At 64.8% G+C, this 17,509-nt stretch carries 17 protein-coding genes; 8 read left to right on the top strand and 9 right to left on the bottom strand.

Features of this window, described 5'->3' with window-relative positions; genetic code table 11:
- Positions 1-77 precede the first annotated feature (77 nt).
- The gene (locus A3AC_RS0125405) at positions 78-794 is read left to right on the top strand and encodes a FadR/GntR family transcriptional regulator (RefSeq protein ID WP_025602260.1); all 717 of its coding nucleotides are present in this window, start codon (positions 78-80) and stop codon (positions 792-794) included.
- A gap of 91 nt (positions 795-885) precedes the next feature.
- Here the strand turns inward: A3AC_RS0125405 and gap are convergent, their stop codons facing one another.
- Together gap and tkt are read right to left on the bottom strand one after the other, a co-directional pair.
- Positions 886-1,896 (bottom strand): type I glyceraldehyde-3-phosphate dehydrogenase, encoded by a 1,011-nt coding sequence (gap, locus tag A3AC_RS0125400; RefSeq protein ID WP_025602259.1) that lies wholly within the window; start codon positions 1,894-1,896, stop codon positions 886-888.
- A 108-nt stretch (positions 1,897-2,004) separates the two neighbouring features.
- Entirely contained in the window at positions 2,005-4,026 is a 2,022-nt protein-coding gene (gene tkt, locus A3AC_RS0125395; protein WP_025602258.1) for a transketolase, read from the bottom strand.
- Between the two features lie 301 nt (positions 4,027-4,327).
- On the opposite strand from tkt, the gene speE reads away from it, so the two are divergent.
- From speE to A3AC_RS0125380, 3 genes are all read left to right on the top strand, one after another.
- Entirely contained in the window at positions 4,328-5,206 is an 879-nt protein-coding gene (gene speE / locus A3AC_RS0125390; RefSeq protein ID WP_025602257.1) for a polyamine aminopropyltransferase, read from the top strand.
- Between the two features lie 111 nt (positions 5,207-5,317).
- Positions 5,318-5,731, top strand: a complete 414-nt coding sequence (locus A3AC_RS0125385; protein WP_025602256.1) for a VOC family protein — start codon at positions 5,318-5,320, stop codon at positions 5,729-5,731.
- Between the two features lie 19 nt (positions 5,732-5,750).
- Positions 5,751-6,491, top strand: a complete 741-nt coding sequence (locus tag A3AC_RS0125380) for a 16S rRNA (uracil(1498)-N(3))-methyltransferase (RefSeq protein WP_025602255.1) — start codon at positions 5,751-5,753, stop codon at positions 6,489-6,491.
- Between the two features lie 193 nt (positions 6,492-6,684).
- On the opposite strand, the gene A3AC_RS0125375 is transcribed toward A3AC_RS0125380, so the two are convergent.
- The 3 genes from A3AC_RS0125375 to A3AC_RS0125365 all read right to left on the bottom strand — a co-directional run bounded on the left by A3AC_RS0125375 (position 6,685) and on the right by A3AC_RS0125365 (position 10,524).
- Complete coding sequence (locus A3AC_RS0125375) at positions 6,685-7,254, bottom strand: barstar family protein (protein ID WP_025602254.1); 570 nt, start codon at positions 7,252-7,254, stop codon at positions 6,685-6,687.
- Positions 7,255-7,261: 7 nt separating this feature from the next.
- Positions 7,262-7,678, bottom strand: coding sequence for a ribonuclease (locus tag A3AC_RS0125370; RefSeq protein WP_025602253.1), 417 nt, complete (start codon positions 7,676-7,678; stop codon positions 7,262-7,264).
- Between the two features lie 506 nt (positions 7,679-8,184).
- Positions 8,185-10,524: an NADP-dependent malic enzyme gene (locus tag A3AC_RS0125365; protein WP_025602252.1), complete on the bottom strand. Its 2,340-nt coding sequence runs from the start codon at positions 10,522-10,524 to the stop codon at positions 8,185-8,187.
- 96 nt (positions 10,525-10,620) lie between these two features.
- Between A3AC_RS0125365 and thiL the strand changes: the two genes are divergently transcribed.
- Genes thiL through A3AC_RS0125345 form a run of 4 tightly spaced genes read left to right on the top strand, consistent with a single transcriptional unit; the run spans position 10,621 to position 13,302 of the window.
- Positions 10,621-11,619 carry a thiamine-phosphate kinase gene (gene thiL, locus A3AC_RS0125360; RefSeq protein ID WP_025602251.1) on the top strand — a complete coding sequence of 333 codons (999 nt, stop codon included), beginning with the start codon at positions 10,621-10,623 and terminating at the stop codon, positions 11,617-11,619.
- The gene (locus A3AC_RS0125355; protein ID WP_025602250.1) at positions 11,609-12,175 is read left to right on the top strand and encodes a phosphatidylglycerophosphatase A family protein; all 567 of its coding nucleotides are present in this window, start codon (positions 11,609-11,611) and stop codon (positions 12,173-12,175) included. Before thiL ends, A3AC_RS0125355 begins: the two co-directional genes overlap by 11 nt.
- Positions 12,176-12,203: 28 nt before the next feature.
- The gene (locus tag A3AC_RS0125350) at positions 12,204-12,704 is read left to right on the top strand and encodes a CinA family protein (protein ID WP_025602249.1); all 501 of its coding nucleotides are present in this window, start codon (positions 12,204-12,206) and stop codon (positions 12,702-12,704) included.
- Positions 12,705-12,726: 22 nt separating this feature from the next.
- Complete coding sequence (locus A3AC_RS0125345) at positions 12,727-13,302, top strand: cupin domain-containing protein (protein WP_025602248.1); 576 nt, start codon at positions 12,727-12,729, stop codon at positions 13,300-13,302.
- Between the two features lie 176 nt (positions 13,303-13,478).
- Here the strand turns inward: A3AC_RS0125345 and pyrF are convergent, their stop codons facing one another.
- From pyrF to A3AC_RS0125325, 4 genes are all read right to left on the bottom strand, one after another.
- On the bottom strand, positions 13,479-14,294 hold the full coding sequence (pyrF, locus tag A3AC_RS0125340) for an orotidine-5'-phosphate decarboxylase (protein ID WP_025602247.1): 816 nt from the start codon (positions 14,292-14,294) through the stop codon (positions 13,479-13,481).
- A gap of 181 nt (positions 14,295-14,475) precedes the next feature.
- The gene (locus tag A3AC_RS0125335; RefSeq protein WP_025602246.1) at positions 14,476-15,555 is read right to left on the bottom strand and encodes an aldose 1-epimerase; all 1,080 of its coding nucleotides are present in this window, start codon (positions 15,553-15,555) and stop codon (positions 14,476-14,478) included.
- Positions 15,556-15,791: 236 nt separating this feature from the next.
- The gene (locus tag A3AC_RS0125330) at positions 15,792-16,712 is read right to left on the bottom strand and encodes an SMP-30/gluconolactonase/LRE family protein (RefSeq protein ID WP_025602245.1); all 921 of its coding nucleotides are present in this window, start codon (positions 16,710-16,712) and stop codon (positions 15,792-15,794) included.
- Entirely contained in the window at positions 16,709-17,509 is an 801-nt protein-coding gene (locus A3AC_RS0125325) for an SDR family NAD(P)-dependent oxidoreductase (RefSeq protein ID WP_025602244.1), read from the bottom strand. Before A3AC_RS0125325 ends, A3AC_RS0125330 begins: the two co-directional genes overlap by 4 nt.

Raw genomic sequence — 17,509 nt, 5'->3', positions numbered from 1 at the left:
GCATATTCGTCGTTGATCGCACGTCTTTCGGGCTCGTACTACAATGCCGGTCAGACCACACTTTCCTGTGAGTTCCGATGAAAAATGTCCCGCACACTGTCACCGATGCCGCGATCGCGACCATCCGCGAACGGATCGAAGCGGGCGTTTATCCCGTAGGCAGCCTGCTGCCGGCCCAGCGCCAGCTCTCGGAAGAACTCGCGATCAGCCGCGCGTCGTTGCGCGAGGCGCTTTCCACACTGGAAGCGCTGGGGCTGCTCGTCATCAGGCCGGGCAAGGGCGTGTACGTGGAACGCGCGCAGGCAGCGGCGGCGCAGTCCTGGCGCTTTGCCGCGCAGTCTTCACTGCCTGACACCTATCAGATGCGCTACGCGTTGGAAGGGTTTATCGCGCGCATGGCGGCGCTCGCCGTCAGCGATTCGGACCTCGTGTGGTTCGAGGAAAACATCACGGCCATGCAGACCGCGCTCGCATGCGACGAACTCGACGAAGCCGCGCGCCTCGACTACGACTTTCACATGCGGATCGTCAGCATTGCGGGCAATGCCGCAATCGAGTCGATCCTGAGCAGCAGCGCCGACATCATGAAGGAAAGCCAGCGCATGCCGTTTTACCGGCGTGAACTGGTGCTCTCGACCTACACCGAGCACCGCGCGATTCTGGACGCGCTCAAGGCGCGGGATTCCGCCGCGGCGGGCAAAGCCATCGAAACGCATATTTCTAACGCCGCGCAGCGTGCCGGCGTGTATTTCCCGACGCCGACTCCTGCCGCGGCTCCGGCTCCGCAGGCGTAAAAAAACCGCTCCTGAGAGCGGTTTTTCTTTTACGGTAGCTAAGAACCGCTGGACCTTGCAGCCGCAGCGGTTCCAGATACGCAACCGAAGCTTACTTCGCGTTCGCGAGCGCCACAGCCGTGTCCAGCATGCGGTTCGAGAAGCCCCATTCGTTGTCGTACCAGCTCGACACCTTCACGAGACGGCCCGACACCTTGGTCAGCGTGGCGTCGAACGTCGACGAAGCCGGGTTGTGGTTAAAGTCGACGGAAACCAGCGGCGCGTCGTTATAGCCGAGGATGCCCTTCAGCGCACCTTGCGACGCTTCCTTCATGATCGCGTTGACTTCTTCGACCGTCGTGTCGCGCGCGGCGATGAACGACAGATCAACCACCGACACGTTGATGGTCGGGACGCGAATCGCGTAGCCGTCCAGCTTGCCGTTCAGTTCCGGCAGCACGAGGCCGACAGCCGACGCAGCGCCCGTCTTCGTCGGGATCTGGCTATGCGTGGCCGAGCGCGCGCGGCGCAGGTCTTCGTGGTACACGTCCGTCAGAACCTGGTCGTTCGTGTACGCGTGAATGGTCGTCATCAGGCCGTTCACGAGGCCGATCTTGTCGTTCAGCGGCTTGACGAGCGGCGCGAGGCAGTTCGTCGTGCACGATGCGTTCGAAATGACCGTGTCCGATGCCTTGAGCACGTTGTGGTTCACGCCGTAGACGATGGTCGCGTCGACGTCCTTACCGCCCGGCGCCGAGATGATGACCTTCTTCGCGCCGCCCTTGATGTGCGCGCTCGCCTTTTCCTTGGTCGTGAAAAAGCCCGTGCATTCCATCACGACGTCGACGTTCAGCTCGCCCCACGGCAGTTCAGCCGGGTTGCGGTTGGCCAGCACGCGGATCTTGTCGCCGTTCACAACCAGGTAGTCGCCGTCCACCGACACTTCGCCCGGGAATTTGCCGTGCGCGGTGTCGTATTGCGTGAGGTGAGCATTGGTCTTGGCATCGCCGAGATCGTTGATAGCGACGATCTGGATATCGTGCTTCTTGCCGTTTTCATAGAAGGCGCGCAGCGTGTTGCGGCCGATCCGGCCGTAGCCGTTGATTGCGACGCGAATCGTCATGGTCTATCTCCTGATGGCTGAAAAAATACGTCGATGTTTCGTCTGACCGGCCGCGTTGCCGCGCGTTCACGTGCTGCTTTCACGCGGGCGGCAACGCCTTGCGCCAGGTCAGCCGAGTGCGGCTTTGGCCGTCTCCACCACGTGCTCGACGGTGAAGCCGAAATGCTTGAACAGCACGCCAGCCGGGGCCGATTCGCCGAACGTGTCGATGCCGACCACGCCGCCTTCCAGACCCACGTACTTGCGCCAGAAATCCGTCACGCCCGCTTCGATCGCAACGCGGCGCACGCCGTGCGGCAGCACGCGCTCGCGGTACTCGGCGTCCTGCTTGTCGAACACCGTGGTCGACGGCATGGAGACGACGCGCGCCGCGATGCCCTCACGCGCCAGCGGCTCGACCGCCTTCAGCGCGAGTTCGACTTCCGAACCGGTGGCGATCAGGATGATCTTGCGCGCGACGATTTCGTCGTTCCAGTCGCGCAGCACATAACCGCCCTTCGCGATGTTGGCGATTTGCGCGTCCGTGCGTTCGGAGAACGGCAGGTTCTGACGGCTGAAGATCAGGCACGACGGGCCGTTGTGCTCGACCGCCTGAGTCCAGGCCACCGCCGTTTCGACGGTGTCCGACGGACGCCAGACTTGCAGATGCGGAATCAGGCGCAGACTCGCGACGTGTTCGATAGATTGATGCGTCGGGCCGTCTTCGCCCAAGCCGATCGAATCATGCGTGAACACGAAAATGGACGGCGCTTTCATCAGCGCGGCGACGCGCAGCGCGTTGCGGCTGTAATCGGAGAAGGTGAGGAACGTGCCGCCGAACGCCTTGAAGCCGCCGTGCAGCGCGACGCCGTTGATCGCGGCGCTCATGCCGAACTCGCGCACGCCGTAGTTGACGTAGTTGCCCGCCGCGCGGCCTTCGGCGTTCACGCGCACCGGCTTCGCTGCCTTCCAGTTGGTGAGGTTCGAACCGGTCAGGTCGGCGGAACCGCCGAGCAATTCAGGCAGCACTGCCGACAAACCCTCGATGGCCTGCTGTGAAGCCTTGCGAGTCGCGACGGTTTCCGCGCGCTCGTTCGCGCCGGCGATGATCGCCTGTGCCTTTTCCTTCCAGTCCGCCGGCAGTTGCTTCGCGCTGCGGCGCGTGAATTCAGCTGCTTCCTGCGGATATTTCGCGGCGTACGCGGCAAACGCCTTATTCCAGTCGGATTCGAGGCGCGCGCCGGCTTCCTTCGCGTCCCACGCCGCATAAACCTCCTGCGGAATCACGAACGGCTCCCACTTCCAGCCGATGGCCTCGCGCGTGGCCGCGATTTCCTTGTCGCCGAGCGGCGCGCCGTGCGAATCGTGGCTGCCGGCCTTGGTCGGCGCGCCTTCGCCGATGACGGTCTTGCAGCAGATCAGCGTCGGCTTGTCCGACAGCTTGGCCTGCTTGATGGCTGCGTCCACTGCGTTGACGTCGTGGCCGACCACGTTCGGAATCACGTTCCAGCCATACGCTTCGAAGCGCTTGGGCGTGTCGTCGTGGAACCAGTGCACCACCTCGCCGTCGATGGAGATGCCGTTGTCGTCGTAGAACGCGATCAGCTTGTTCAGCTTCAGTACGCCGGCGAGCGAGCAGGCTTCGTGCGAGATGCCTTCCATCAGGCAGCCGTCGCCGACGAACACGTATGTGTGGTGGTCGACGATCTTCGCGTCAGGCTTGTTGAATTCGGTGGCGAGCAGCGACTCCGCGAGCGCCATGCCAACCGCATTCGCAAGACCCTGCCCGAGCGGGCCGGTGGTGGTCTCGACGCCCGGCGTGATGCCGTATTCGGGGTGGCCCGGCGTCTTCGAATGCATCTGGCGGAAATTCTTCAGCTCGCTGATCGGCAGGTCGTAGCCGGTCAGGTGCAGCAGCGAATACAGCAGCATGGAACCGTGGCCGTTGGACAGCACGAAGCGGTCGCGGTCAGCCCATTGGGGGTTCTTCGGGTTGTGGCGCAGATGGCGCGACCACAGGGCCACGCCGATTTCGGCCATGCCCATCGGCATGCCGGGGTGGCCGGAGTTCGCTTGTTGAACGGCGTCCATGGACAGCGCGCGAATCGCGTTGGCCATCAAAGAGGTGGGTGCGGGAGACGGGGTCGTCATGTCGAGTCCGGAGACAGAGTCAAAAAGCGGTGCGCGCTTGAGGCCCGGGAGCTCGGCGGCCAGTCCGCTTCGGCGCACGGTGCGGCGCCGGGAGACGCGAAACGGGCAGAGCAAACGGACAAGGCTGAAAGCGTGACATTCTAACAGAACGCAGCCCGGGCCCCTGTGCGCCGGGCCGCATGGCGCCGCCCGCGTGGGCCGGTTGAACCCGTCCGGATCGGGCCGGAACCATGGGTCCCAAAGGCCGCCGGCCCTTACAATTGTCGACATAACTCAACGCGTGTTAGTGCAGGCAAGTCCCTTGAGCGCTCCCTTGCTGTTCCACCCTACTCCAGACGCCGTCTACGGATTTCGGCACGCTTCATTGATTGCGCGCGTGGACTCGCCCTATCAGCGCATCGAGGTGTGGGACACGCTCCAGCTTGGCCGGCTCTTCACACTCGACGGCCGTCCGATGACCTCCGCCGGCGACGAGTTCATCTATCACGAGTGCATGGTGCACCCGGCGGCGCTGGCGCATCCGGCACCGCAAGCCGCGCTGGTGCTGGGCGGCGGCGACGGCGGCGCCGCGCGGCAACTGCTTGCGCATCCGGGCATCGAAAGAATCGTGGTGGCGGAGCTGGACGAACAGGTGGTTCGCGTCACGCGCGAGCACATGCCCGAAGTGCACGGCGGCGCCTTCGACGACGCCCGCGTCGAGCTGGTGATCGGCGACGCCGCGCATTACGTTGCCGCTGCCGAAGGGCGGTCCGCTCAGTTCGATCTGATCGTGTTCGACCTGACGCCGCCCGACTCGCCGGCGGCCGGCTTGTACACGAGGGCCTTCTTCGACCAGCTCAAGCGCGTGATGAGCCCCACCGCCGCGTTGTCCGTCCACCTCGGCTCGCCGTATTTCCATGCCGCGCGCATTGCCGGCCTGCTCGACGACTTGCGCAGCGCGTTCGCCGTCGTACGCACAATGCATACCTTCGTGCCCCTATACGGCTCGCTATGGATGATGGCAACCGCCAGCGACAGCCTGGACCCCGCCGCGCTGTCGGCCGATGTGGTGACCGAGCGCCTGGCCGCTCGTCGAATCGACGCATTGAAGCACTACAGCGCGGCGACACACGCCGGTCTCTTTACGGTTCCGGCGTCGGTGCGCGATAAACTAAGTCAATTCTTAAAGCCGACAAGCTAACGCACGGGCAAAATGCACGGCCTGGCCCGTGGGCGCTATCTCATAGTCGATACGGGACTCGCTGCCAGCTTCACGGCACGCGTCCAACAACCCATAGATCCGGAGAACTCCATGACCGCCTCCCGCCCAGCCGGTGTGCCCTGGTTGACCCCCTATCTGACGGTGCGTGACGCGCGTGCCGCGACCGCGTTCTACACGGCGGCGTTCGGCTTCCAATTGCGGGACAGCGTGCAGGACGACGGCGTCGTCATGCATGTCGAGATGACCTACCAGGGCCAGCTGATCGTGATGTTCGCGCCGGAAGGCGCGTTCGGATCCACCGCGAAAACCCCGCGCAGCGCGGGCGCAATCGCGCCGCAATCGTTCTATGTCTACGTCGACGATGTCGACGCGGTCTACGCCCGCGCGCTCGCCGCCGGCGCCAAATCGTTGAGCGAGCCGCAGGACCAGTTCTGGGGCGACCGCTTCGCCCAGGTCGAGGATCTGGACGGCTACCGTTGGGCGCTCGCTCGCCACCTTTCGTGAACTAATGAGTATTTTTCTGATGCCTCGCTTCTTCGTCGGTACGCCCCTTTCGCCCGACGGCGTCGTGCAACTTCCCGATGACGTCGTACGGCACGTCCTCGTGCTGCGCCTGCAGGTGGGCGACTCCATCGTGCTTTTCAACGGAGAAGGCGGCGAATACAGCGCCGAACTCATCACGATCGAGCGCCGTGCCATCACGGTGAAAATCCGCGAGTTCCGCGACATAGAAGTCGAGCCGCCGTACCGGCTCACGCTCGCGCAGGGCATTGCGAGCGGCGACAAGATGGACTGGCTGATCGAAAAGGCCGTGGAGCTCGGCGCGTCGAGCTTCGTGCCGCTCACGACCACGCGCAGCGTCGTGCGTCTTGCCGGCGAACGCGCGCTGCGACGGCATGCGCATTGGGAAGGCATCGTGCGGGCGTCGTGCGAACAGTGCGGGCGCAACCGTCTGCCCGAGGTCATGCCGGTGCGCGAAATCGCCACATGGCTCGGCGCGATGCCGCGCGTACCCGCCGCCGACGAACTGCGGATTCTGCTGTCGCCGCGCGCCAGCATCCATTTTTCGGCATTGCCCACGACCCCGCCGACGGGGCCTGTCACGGTGCTGGTCGGGCCGGAAGGCGGTTTTTCCGCCGCCGAAGAAGCTGCTGCGATGGATCACGGTTTCCAGGCCGTGGGGCTCGGACCGCGTGTGCTGCGTACCGAAACCGCGGGCATCGCGGTGCTGTCGGCGCTGGCGGCTATGTGGGGCGGGTGGTAATCGGCTGAAGCGGTCTCGTTGCGCACAAGGCAACGAGCAGCAAATAACCGCGGCACGGGCGCTGCTGACAGAGCCCCGCCATTGCTGCGCCAAAGACAAAGGCCCGCCAACTGAATTGGCGGGCCTTTCTGATTCTGACTGCAATCCCGGCTGCAACGGACTTCCAGGACCGCGAATGCGTTCAGCGCAGCATTCAGGCGAACGAATAAAAGACGCGGAACGCAACCTTGCGCTCGGCCCAGAATTCGGCGGCCTCGCGGAATACGTCCAGCAGCGTCTCGCGCCCGTCCTTGTCGAATTTCTGCGCGACGGGCAATTGCTCCAGCACGATCACGAAGCCCGGCTGCGCACCGGCCTTGTGGACCAGGTCGGTCAGGCAGTCGTAGAGGGCGTCATAGTTCTTGCCGAAATGTTTTGGAAACAGAAACGACGTGGCGATTGTCTCCAGAACCTCCTGCTTCGACTGAGCGTTCGCGCAGTACGCATAGAGGAAGTGCTGCCCGAGGTGGTTCGCCTCGTCCGCGAGGTCCTGGACGCGGAACGCGCGGATCGACTGTACGATGTTCGGTCGTACGGTCCTGAAAAGACTCATGGGCTCCTCGTTCGATGAAACCACACTGTCAGGCTCGCTCCGGTTCTCGCGGCCCTGCTCGCCCGCGCGCATCTGCATGACGCGCTGGAACAGGTTGCCCTCGCCGGCCGCGAAAAGATCCGTCGCGACTCCGGTGTCGTGCGCGTAGACGTTGTCGCTCATGCCGTTCATCCCGATGTCATTCAACAATACGATTAAAACTGGTGTAGTGGTCGTCCGAGTAGTAACAATTGTCGGTTCGCTTCAGCGGACCTCCGCAGACGATGCGACGCGCCCCGCGATTACGTGAGCGAGGCGTGGGAACGGTGTATTCGTGGTAGTAGCCGCGCCGGTTGGGCGGCAGCAACCGTTCGCGGTTGCCGAACACGACGCCGTCCTTTTCATACGGGTAAGGCCCGCCCGCGGCAATCAAGTTCAATGTATTGACCGCCTCACGGGGCAGTTGTGCCACCGTGACGGTGCCTTCTGCCTCAGCATGCGTGCCGGCGGGTGCCGTGTAGTTGCGCGCGAACGCGTAAGGCACGGGGCCGCTGAAAGCGCACAGCGCAACAGCACCGATCAGCACGCCCTTGATGCGCTGCCACCTGCGTGCCATTTACAAGATTCCCGGCTGTTAAATCAAGAGTTTGACGACCATGAAAGTCGTAAGGGTATCGCTAATGGTCCCTGGAATCAACGTTCGCCGGGCCGGCAATCTTGACCGATTCAGCGCGAAAGCCCCGCCCACTGCGATTTGACCACTTTTGACAGAAAATTTGACGGAGTCGGGCTAAGATGAGCCCAACGAAGCAAAATACACCGCTCACCGGGCGTTCGCGCCGGAGATCTGGGCGCTGGCATTTTGCGACGAAGCCTGTTGTTTGCCGTTTTGGGGCGGCTATCCCCTGTTCGCCCTAAGGCGTGCCCATTGCGGGCACGCCTTCTTTTTATCGGGCGAGGCCATCCGGTTGGCCGGCAGGTTGTGGGGCGAGTTCGGTGGGGCGCTTCTCACGGCGAACTGCCGGGAAAGCTTGCTGAGGCGCCGGCGGCCCGAGCCGCTCCAGCCGTTCGAGCCGTTCGAGCCGTTCGAGCCGGCCAGTATCAGCCGGCGCCCTGCGACAATCACCGCGCCGCGATCACATCCGCCACCAGCAGCGCCGTCATGTTGACGATGCGTCGAACCGTCGCAGACGCCGTCAGGACATGCACCGGCTGGGCGGCGCCCAACAGCATCGGGCCAATGGCGATGTTGTTGCCGGCCGCCGTCTTCAGCAGGTTGTACGAGATGTTGGCCGCGTCGATGTTCGGCAGCACCAGCAGGTTCGCGTCGCCTTCGAGCGTCGAGTCCGGCAGGATTTCGCGGCGCAGGTTGGCGTCGAGCGCCACGTCGCCGTGCATTTCGCCGTCCACCTGCAAGTCCGGCACGCGTTCACGCAGGATAGCCAGCGTATCGCGCATTTTCTGCGCGGTCGGCGCATGGCTGGAGCCGAAGTTCGAGTGCGACACCAGCGCGACTTTCGGCTCGATACCGAAACGGCGCACTTCCTCGGCGGCCATGATCGTGATCTCAGCCAACTGGTCCGGCGTCGGATCCACGTTCACGTGCGTATCCACCAGGAAAATCTGGCGATTCGGCAGCACCAGCGCGTTCATCGCGGCATACACGGCGCAGCCTTCGCGCTTGCCGATTACCTGATCGATGAAATGCAAATGGCGATGCGTGGTGCTCACCATGCCGCAGATCATGCCGTCCGCTTCGCCCTTTTTCACGAGCATCGAGCCGATCAGCGTGGTGCGCCGGCGCATTTCCAGCTTCGCCATCTGCTGCGTGATGCCCTTGCGCGACATCATCTTGTAGTATTCCTGCCAGAAGTCGCGGTAGCGCTCGTCGTGGTCCGTGTTGACCACCGTGTAGTCCTGACCCGCAACCAGCCGCAGCCCGTAGCGCGCAATGCGCTGCTCGATCACCGCCGGGCGGCCAATCAGAATCGGCTTCGCCAGCTTTTCGTCGACGATGATCTGCATCGCGCGCAGCACGCGCTCTTCCTCGCCTTCCGCGAACACGATGCGCTTTTTCTCCGGCTCGACACTGCGTGCAAGCTGGAAGATCGGCTTCATTGTCGTGCCGCTGTGATATACGAACTGCTGCAGATGCTGCTCGTACGCTTCCATATCCTCGATCGGACGCTCGGCGACGCCGGAATCCATCGCGGCCTTCGCCACGGCCGGCGCGACCTTGACGATCAGACGCGGGTCGAACGGCTTCGGAATCAGATATTCCGGTCCGAACGACAGATCCTGAATACCGTACGCCGTCGCAACGATATCGCTCTGCTCCTGGCGCGCCAGTTCCGCGATCGCGTTGACCGCTGCGATTTCCATTTCCCGCGTGACCGTGGTCGCGCCCGCGTCCAGCGCGCCGCGGAACAGGAACGGGAACACCAGCACGTTGTTCACCTGGTTCGGATAGTCCGTGCGGCCCGTGCACAGCACGGCGTCCGGACGCACTTCCAGCGCCAGTTCCGGCAGGATTTCCGGCGTCGGATTGGCGAGCGCGAGGATCAGCGGCTTGTCGGCCATCTGCTTGACCATGTCCTGCTTGAGCACGCCGCCCGCCGACAGACCGAGGAACACGTCCGCGCCGCCGATCGCCTCCGCCAGCGTGCGCGCGTCGGTTTCGCGCGCGAAGCGCTCCTTGTCCGGGTCCATCAGTTCGACGCGGCCCTTGTACACCACGCCCGCCAGGTCCGTGACCAGAATGTTCTCGAGCGGCAAGCCGAGATCGACCAGCAGATCCAGACACGCCAGCGCCGCAGCGCCAGCGCCCGAGGCGACCAGCTTCACTTCCTTGATGTCCTTGCCGACGACCTTCAGCCCGTTGGTGATCGCCGCCGCAACCACGATCGCCGTACCGTGCTGGTCGTCGTGGAAGACCGGAATCTTCATGCGCTTGCGGCATTCGCGCTCGACGATGAAGCAGTCAGGCGCCTTGATGTCTTCGAGGTTGATGCCGCCGAAAGTCGGCTCCAGCGCCGCGATCACGTCGACGAGCTTGTGCGGGTCGGACTCGTTCAGCTCGATATCGAACACGTCGATGCCGGCGAACTTCTTGAACAGCACGGCCTTGCCTTCCATGACCGGCTTGGACGCGAGCGGCCCGATGTTGCCAAGGCCGAGCACCGCCGTGCCGTTCGTGACGACGCCGACCAGGTTGCTGCGCGCCGTGAAGCGCGCGGCGTTCATCGGGTTTTCGACGATTTCCTCGCACGCGAACGCGACGCCCGGCGAGTAGGCCAGCGCGAGGTCGCGCTGGTTGATCATCTGTTTGGTCGGACTGATCGCGAGCTTCCCGGGCGTGGGGAACTCGTGGTAATCGAGGGCGGCTTCGCGGAGTTTGCTATTGACGGGAGTCGACATAAGGCGGGCTTCGAAGTGCGGATTAGAATAGATGTTCGACGGCATTGTAGCCCCAATTGCCGGCCCAATTCCTTCAATACGGGTACAACTGCCGAGACTGAAACATAGCGAAAGGTAGCTGTACCTGCACTTTTCCCGACAATGCTCTCAGAGTTTTCGCTGATCGAACGTTTCTTTGCCCGCCGCGCGGCGGCCCAGCCGCCGGCCGCCGCGGACGGTTCGCTCGGCATCGGCGACGACTGCGCGCTGCTTGCGCCGCGCGCGGGCGAAATGCTGGCGATATCGACGGACATGCTGGTGGAAGGCCGCCATTTCTTCGCGGATATCGATCCCGAGGCGCTCGGTCACAAGGCGCTCGCCGTGAATCTGTCGGACCTCGCTGCGATGGGTGCGCAACCGCAGGCGTTCACCCTCGCTTTCTCGCTGCCCCAGGCCGACGAGGCCTGGCTCGCCGCCTTCAGCGAGGGGCTCTTCGCGCTCGCGCAGCGGCACGATTGCGCGCTGATCGGCGGCGACACCACCGGCGGGCCGCTCAATCTGTGCATCACCGTGTTCGGCAGTGTGCCGCCGCAAGCGGCGCTGCGCCGCGATGCCGCACGACCAGGCGACGACATCTGGGTGTCCGGCACGCTCGGCGACGCGCGCGCGGGGCTCGGCATCCAGCGCGGCGAATGGAGCGCAGACGCTGTCGATATGGCCTTCTTTAGCCGCGCGCTCGAACGTCCGGAACCGCGAATCGCGCTCGGCGTCGCGCTGCGCGGCGTGGCCCGCGCGGCATTGGACGTATCCGACGGGCTCGCCGGCGACCTGCAGCACATCCTCGACCGCTCGAAGCTGCGCGCCACCGTCAACGCCGACGCCGTGCCGCGCTCGCCGGCACTGCGCAAGTTGCCGCTCGACACGCAGCGGCGCTGCACGCTCGCAGGCGGCGACGACTACGAACTGTGCTTCACCGCGCCGCCCGCCGCGCGCGACGCCGTGGAAAACGCCGGGCACAAGGCCGGCGTGCCGGTCACCCGCATCGGTACAATAAGCGCTCTCCAAACGGCGGCCGACCGCCCGGCGATCGACTGGCGCGACGCCGCCGGTGCGCCGCTCACCCTGACGTTGCAAGGCTTCGACCACTTTCATGCAGACTGATCCCCCGCTCCGGCCCGCCGACGAACTCGTCGGCAGTGAGCCTCCCCGGCCGCAGCGCCCGCAACGCCCGCAGCCGCGCCGCGCGACCGCGCGCTTCATGCTGTCGCATCCACTGCACTTGCTGTCGCTCGGCTTCGGCAGCGGCTTGTCGCCGGTCGCGCCCGGCACCATCGGCACGCTGTTCGCGTGGGCCTCGTTCGTCGTGTTCAGCCGCTATCTGACCGTGATCGAATGGGGCGTGCTGATCTGCGCGGGCTTCATCGGCGGCATTGCAATTTGCGGCTTTACGGCGAAAAGGCTCGGTATCGACGACCCGTCGCCAGTTGTCTGGGACGAAATCGTCGCATTCTGGCTGGTATTGCTGATGGTCACGCCGGTCACGCTGACCGGTCAGTTGTGGGCGTTCATCCTGTTCCGCTTCTTCGACATGGTGAAGCCGCCGCCCATCAGCTATTTCGACCGGCGGCTGAAAGGCGGTTTTGGCATCATGTTCGACGACCTTGTCGCCGCATTCTTCACCCTGCTCGTGATTGCGCTCTGGCGCATGTCCGTTTAACCGCCGCGCCCCGTTCCGGATTGACGCCATGCCTACCGATTCCGTCGTTCACCAGCTCGCGATTCGCGTGAGCAACCGCCTGCGCGACGAGCGCCTGATGCTCGTCACGGCCGAGTCGTGCACGGGCGGCATGGTCGCGACCGCGATCACCGACATCTCCGGCAGCAGCGGCTGGTTCGAGCGCGGCTTCGTCACCTACTCGAATCAGGCGAAGAGCGAAATGATCGGCGTGCCTGCGGACATGATCGAAAAGTTCGGCGCAGTCAGCGAGCAGGTGGCGCGCGCTATGGCCGAAGGTGCGCTGCGCAACAGCCGCGCGCAGGTCTCGCTGTCGATCACGGGGGTCGCGGGCCCGGGCGGCGGCACCGAAACCAAGCCGGTCGGCATGGTGTCGTTTGGCTGGAGCAACCGGCTGCATACATCGGTGGAAACGAAGACTTTCAAGGGCGACCGCGAGCAGATTCGCGTGCAGGCCGCGGCGCATGCGCTGCGCGGCGTGCTGGCGCTGCTCGACGAGCGCGAACATTGACCGGCGCCCGGAGCGAAAGCGAATGACGGATTCCCATGCAGCCAGGGACGAGCTGATCCGCCGCTTCGATCTGAAGCCGCATCCGGAAGGTGGTTTTTTCAGCGAGACGTATCGGTCGGCGCAGCGTGTAAGCCGCGTGGACGGCGCTGCGCCGACGAGCGCGGCCGAAACACACGCTGGGCCGATGTCGTCGGCGCAGACGCGTTCAGCGTCTACTGCGATTTATTACCTGCTGTGCGACGGCGCACATTCGGCCTGGCATCGGATCCGGTCGGACGAAGTCTGGCATTTTTACGCTGGCGGGCCGCTGAGCGTCCACGTGCTGGACACAAGCGGCACGCTGGTCACACATAAGCTGGGCAATGCGCTGATTCACCGCGACGCGGCGTTCCAGGCCGTGGTGCCGGCCGGCTTGTGGTTCGCCGCCGAATGCGCGGACCCGGCGGGCTTCGCATTCGTGGGCTGCACGGTCGCGCCCGGTTTCGAGTTCAGCGAATTCGAACTCGCGGATGTCGACGTGTTGAAAACGCAGTACCCGCAGCATGCCGCGCTTATCGAGCGGCTAGGACCAGCCGCCGCTCGACCTGGCGGCGGGTGATGGCGAAGTGGGTGCTGATAAGCGGCGCTAATGCGCCGATACCGGCAAGCAGGTGCCAATGAGCTGGTGCCAACCCGCGTGTATCAACAAGCCGATGCTAAAAAGCAGGTGCCGATAAGCGCGCATCAACAAGCGGGCGCCAATAAGCCGGTGCCAATGAGCGCCCGTTGACGTGATCAGCGAAACGAGTTGATGCGGTCGCGCGTTTCCATCGCGGCCCTCGCGGCCGCCTCGGCGAAGTCCTCGCCCTTGCCCGCATAGATGATCGCGCGCGACGAGTTGATCAGCATGCCGGTGCCGGTCGCGGTGCGGCCCGCGCTGACGGTCGCCTGCACGTCGCCGCCCTGCGCGCCGATGCCGGGAATCAGCAGCGGCATATCGCCGACAATGCCACGCACCACTTCGATTTCCTTCGGAAAAGTCGCGCCGACCACGAGACCCAGTTGCCCGCTGGCGTTCCACTTCTGCGCTGCCAGTTGCGCGACGACCTGATAGAGCGGCCGCCCGCCCGTCTCCAGGAATTGCAGGTCCGAACCGCCGGCATTCGACGTGCGGCACAGCACGATCACGCCTTTGCCTTCATGCTGCAGATACGGCTCGATCGAATCGAAACCCATGTACGGATTCACCGTCACCGCGTCCGCCTCGTAGCGCTCGAACGCTTCGCGCGCATATTGCTCGGCCGTGCTGCCGATGTCGCCGCGCTTCGCATCGAGAATCACCGGCAAGCCCGGATGATGCGCGTGAATGTGGGCGATCAGCTGCTCCAGCTGGTCCTCCGCGCGATGCGCCGCGAAGTAGGCGATTTGGGGCTTGAACGACGACGCGTAGGGCGCGGTCGCATCGACGATCTCGCGACAGAAGTCGAAGATCGCGTCAGGACGGCCGGCCAACGCGCCGGGAAACTTGCTGGGCTCGGGATCGAGGCCGACACACAGCAGCGAGTTGGTGCGCTGCCAGGCGTCGTTGAGTGTCTGGATGAAGTTGGACATGGTGAGTCTCGCGGCGAGCCGGTAATCGGAAGAGGCGCGTATTTTACCTGTGCGGCGTAGCTGGCCGTCAGGCGGCTTTGAGGTTGTGGGGCTGCGCGTTTGCCTGTTTGCGCACCGCCGCGTCAGCGGGTCAGCGCGCGTCGGGCACATGAGCGCGGCACGCCCGTCCGCGCGCCCGCTCTCACTGCCGGCGCCGTGTGCCGCGCGCGCCCGGCATCGACCGCAAGCCGGTGCGCTCGACGGTGAAGCGGAACGTTCGCGTCAGCCGCTCGCCGCGCCCGAGCAGCGTCATGCCGTTTTCGCACGCGCCGCCCGCCAGATTCATCGCGTTTATCGGATGATCGACGGGCTCGAAACAGAAGAAATCTTCCCCCGGTGGCGTGTACAGCACGTAGTAATCCGTGTCGGCGGCAATGTTTAGCGACAGCCGGCGCTTTGGCCACACCACTGCCGCCTGCCCGCTCCAGCCCGTGAACGCATGATTGACGATGGTTTCCGGCAACGGATACGCCACGCCGAACTGCCACGCAGGCGGCGCCTGCACATGACGGACCGGCAGCCAGTCGTCGCCGGCGAGCCACAAACCGCCGGCCGCCGCCGACAGCTCGGTGTCCGCGTCGCGCACGAAAAACGGATGCACGCCAAGCCCAAAAGGCAACGCGTCGCGGCCCGTGTTCTCGATTTCGAGCGTGATGACAAGCGACGGGCCGTCGAGCCTGTAGGTCTGCGCCGCGCGAAACGCATACGGCTTGCCGTCCCGCCGGTCGCACGTGAGCCGCACGTACTCGCGGTCCGAGTCGGCGACCTGCCACGCGCACTGCCAGCCGTCGCCGTGAATGGGCAAGGGCTCGTCCGCGCGGTTGCGCGCCACGTCGACGCGCCGCCCCGCAAAATTGAAATGACCGCCACCGATACGGTTCGAATAAGGCAGCAACGGATAACAGGCCAGCTCATTGGGTTGCGTGTCGGCCGCGACGTGGCGGCAGCGCCGGAAAATCGGCGTGAGCGCACCGTCGTCGCGCCAGTCGAAGCGCGTGATGCCGCCGCCGAGCGTAGGCGCGACGTCAAGGCGCAACTGTGGATTGGCGAGCGTGACACACGCGACATCGCCGGCCGGGCTGTCGCCGACCGCTACCGCCGACGTGCTCGGCCCCGGCAGCACCGGGTTGGCCGCGGCCGCAAGCCGTGAACGCCGGCTCTGCGTGCTTTGTGAAGGCTGAGCGCCTGGAGAAAAGGCGGAAACAGGATTCGCAACACTCATATCTGGCTCCTTCGAGAGGCTTGACACGTTGCCGTCATGGCTGGCGATTGCTGTCGGGCGATTTTCTCGAACCGGTCGCCTCTGATCCGAACTCTGGTTGCTGCTCGACGCCGACTTTTGTTGCCGGTCTTTCTGTTTGGTATCGCGACATCGACACTTTCACGCAACTCGCCGCTGCCGCCTGGCTTCTGCATCGCTGCATCGCTCGTCCGCGAACGACGCAGCGTCGAATTCCGCTACGTCGGCACGCCGAGAAAAACCGGCTCGGCCAAACCGCGCCGCGCCGGCGTCGCGATGAACACGCCGCCAGCGCGCGAATCGCCGGCGAGCGCGGCCGCGTCAAGACCGACGCGCGCGCTCGTGATGTATAGCGTGCCCAGCTGCGCGCCGCCCAAGGCGACGCAGCTCGGCTGCACCGTGGGCACCTCCACGCGCTCGGTCTCGACGCCGTCGACGCCATAGCGCACGATGCGGCCGCCGCCCCACTGCGCGTTCCACAAGCCGCCGTCGCGATCGACCGTCGAGCCGTCGGGCTCGCCGCTCGCGTCGGTGAGGCGCGTGAAGATGCGGTCATTGAAGATGCCGCCGTCCGCCAGGTAGTCGCAAGCGCGGATTTCACGCGTCGGTGAATCGCAGTAGTACATAGTCGCGCCGTCCGGGCTGAACGCGATGCTGTTCGAAATGACAGGCGCGGGCAGCGGCAAACGCTCGAGCGTCAGGTCGCGATTGAGCCGGTAGAACCCGCCAATAGCCTGCAACGGCGAGCCTTCATCTTTCGTGCCGAACACGAAACGGCCTTGCCGGTCGCAGCGGCCGTCGTTCACGCGCGTGTTCAGAGCTGGCTCGACATCGACGATATGAAGCGTCTCGCCTGTCGCAAGATCGAAAAACGCCAGATGCGACGCGAGGCCGAGCAACAGGTAATGGGGATCCGCGCACAGCGCAAACGTGGCGAGCCGTTCCGGCATCTTCCATGAAGTGCTGCGGCCGTCGCGCGGATCGTAACGCCATAAACGCGCGCCTTCGATATCCGTCCAGTAGAAGCGGCCAGTTTTCGCACACCATGTCGCGCCTTCGCCCAACGTGCACTTGCTGTCGACGAGCAATGCAGCGCGCGGTGTGCGCACCGCGGCGCTCACATCCGCGCCCGCCTTCACGCCCAGCCTCCGTCCACGACGATGTCCTGCGCGGTGATCATGCGGCTGTCGTCGGCGGCGAGGAAGAGCGCCATGCGCGCGAGGTCGGCGGGCTCGAGCTCCGCGTCGAGGCACTGCCCTTCCTTGATCGCGCGGCGGCCGGCGTCGTCGAGCCACAGACGCTTCTGCTTCTCGGTCATCACCCAGCCAGGCACGAGCGTATTCACGCGAATGTTGAAGTGCCCGAGGTCGCGTGCGAGACCGCGCGTCAAACCCTGCACCGCGGACTTCGACATCACGTACACCGGATAACCGCCGTTCTTCAGCATCCAGCTGATCGAGCCCAGGTTGATGATCGAGCCGCTTCGCGCCGCCTTCATGTCCTCCATGACCGCTTGCGCCGCGAAGAACTGATGACGGATGTTCACCGCGATGCCGGCGTCGAAAGACTCGCGCGTGACCTCCCCGATCGTGTGACGCTTGTCGTTCGCGGCGTTGTTCACGAGCACCTGGATTGGGCCGAGCGCGGCTTTGACATCGGCGATGGCTTTTTGCAGCGCGTCGATGTCCGTCAGATCGCACGGCAGAAAGAGCGGCTTGTGCTTCGAGTCGCCGAGTTCGTCGGCGAGCGCTTCGCCCGCCGTCGCGTCGATATCGAAGAACGCGACACGCGCGCCTTGCGCCGCGAAGTGCTCGACGAACGATGCGCCGATGCCGGTCGCGCCGCCCGTGATCAGCACGGTGCGCTCGACAAGACTCGGGTAGCGCGCGAATGCGTTATTCGCGAGGCGCTCGTTTGCGTTGGCCGGAGACGACAT

The sequence above is a fragment of the Burkholderia sp. WSM2230 genome, assembly GCF_000472445.1.
Lineage (GTDB): Bacteria > Pseudomonadota > Gammaproteobacteria > Burkholderiales > Burkholderiaceae > Paraburkholderia.
Note: the sequence above shows the minus strand (reverse complement) of the source record. Positions and strands in the feature narration are given on the sequence as shown.

Bases quoted from the DNA above. Each gene is read 5' to 3' on its own strand.
- A3AC_RS0125335 (WP_025602246.1), bottom strand. From the start codon at position 15,555: ATGAGTGTTGCGAATCCTGTTTCCGCCTTTTCTCCAGGCGCTCAGCCT.
- A3AC_RS0125370 (WP_025602253.1), bottom strand. From the start codon at position 7,678: ATGGCACGCAGGTGGCAGCGCATCAAGGGCGTGCTGATCGGTGCTGTT.
- A3AC_RS0125365 (WP_025602252.1), bottom strand. From the start codon at position 10,524: ATGCCGTCGAACATCTATTCTAATCCGCACTTCGAAGCCCGCCTTATG.
- A3AC_RS0125355 (WP_025602250.1), top strand. From the start codon at position 11,609: ATGCAGACTGATCCCCCGCTCCGGCCCGCCGACGAACTCGTCGGCAGT.
- A3AC_RS0125385 (WP_025602256.1), top strand. From the start codon at position 5,318: ATGACCGCCTCCCGCCCAGCCGGTGTGCCCTGGTTGACCCCCTATCTG.
- gap (WP_025602259.1), bottom strand. From the start codon at position 1,896: ATGACGATTCGCGTCGCAATCAACGGCTACGGCCGGATCGGCCGCAAC.
- thiL (WP_025602251.1), top strand. From the start codon at position 10,621: ATGCTCTCAGAGTTTTCGCTGATCGAACGTTTCTTTGCCCGCCGCGCG.
- A3AC_RS0125325 (WP_025602244.1), bottom strand. From the start codon at position 17,509: ATGTCGTCTCCGGCCAACGCAAACGAGCGCCTCGCGAATAACGCATTC.
- pyrF (WP_025602247.1), bottom strand. From the start codon at position 14,294: ATGTCCAACTTCATCCAGACACTCAACGACGCCTGGCAGCGCACCAAC.
- A3AC_RS0125405 (WP_025602260.1), top strand. From the start codon at position 78: ATGAAAAATGTCCCGCACACTGTCACCGATGCCGCGATCGCGACCATC.
- A3AC_RS0125350 (WP_025602249.1), top strand. From the start codon at position 12,204: ATGCCTACCGATTCCGTCGTTCACCAGCTCGCGATTCGCGTGAGCAAC.
- tkt (WP_025602258.1), bottom strand. From the start codon at position 4,026: ATGACGACCCCGTCTCCCGCACCCACCTCTTTGATGGCCAACGCGATT.
- A3AC_RS0125345 (WP_025602248.1), top strand. From the start codon at position 12,727: ATGACGGATTCCCATGCAGCCAGGGACGAGCTGATCCGCCGCTTCGAT.
- A3AC_RS0125375 (WP_025602254.1), bottom strand. From the start codon at position 7,254: ATGAACGGCATGAGCGACAACGTCTACGCGCACGACACCGGAGTCGCG.
- A3AC_RS0125380 (WP_025602255.1), top strand. From the start codon at position 5,751: ATGCCTCGCTTCTTCGTCGGTACGCCCCTTTCGCCCGACGGCGTCGTG.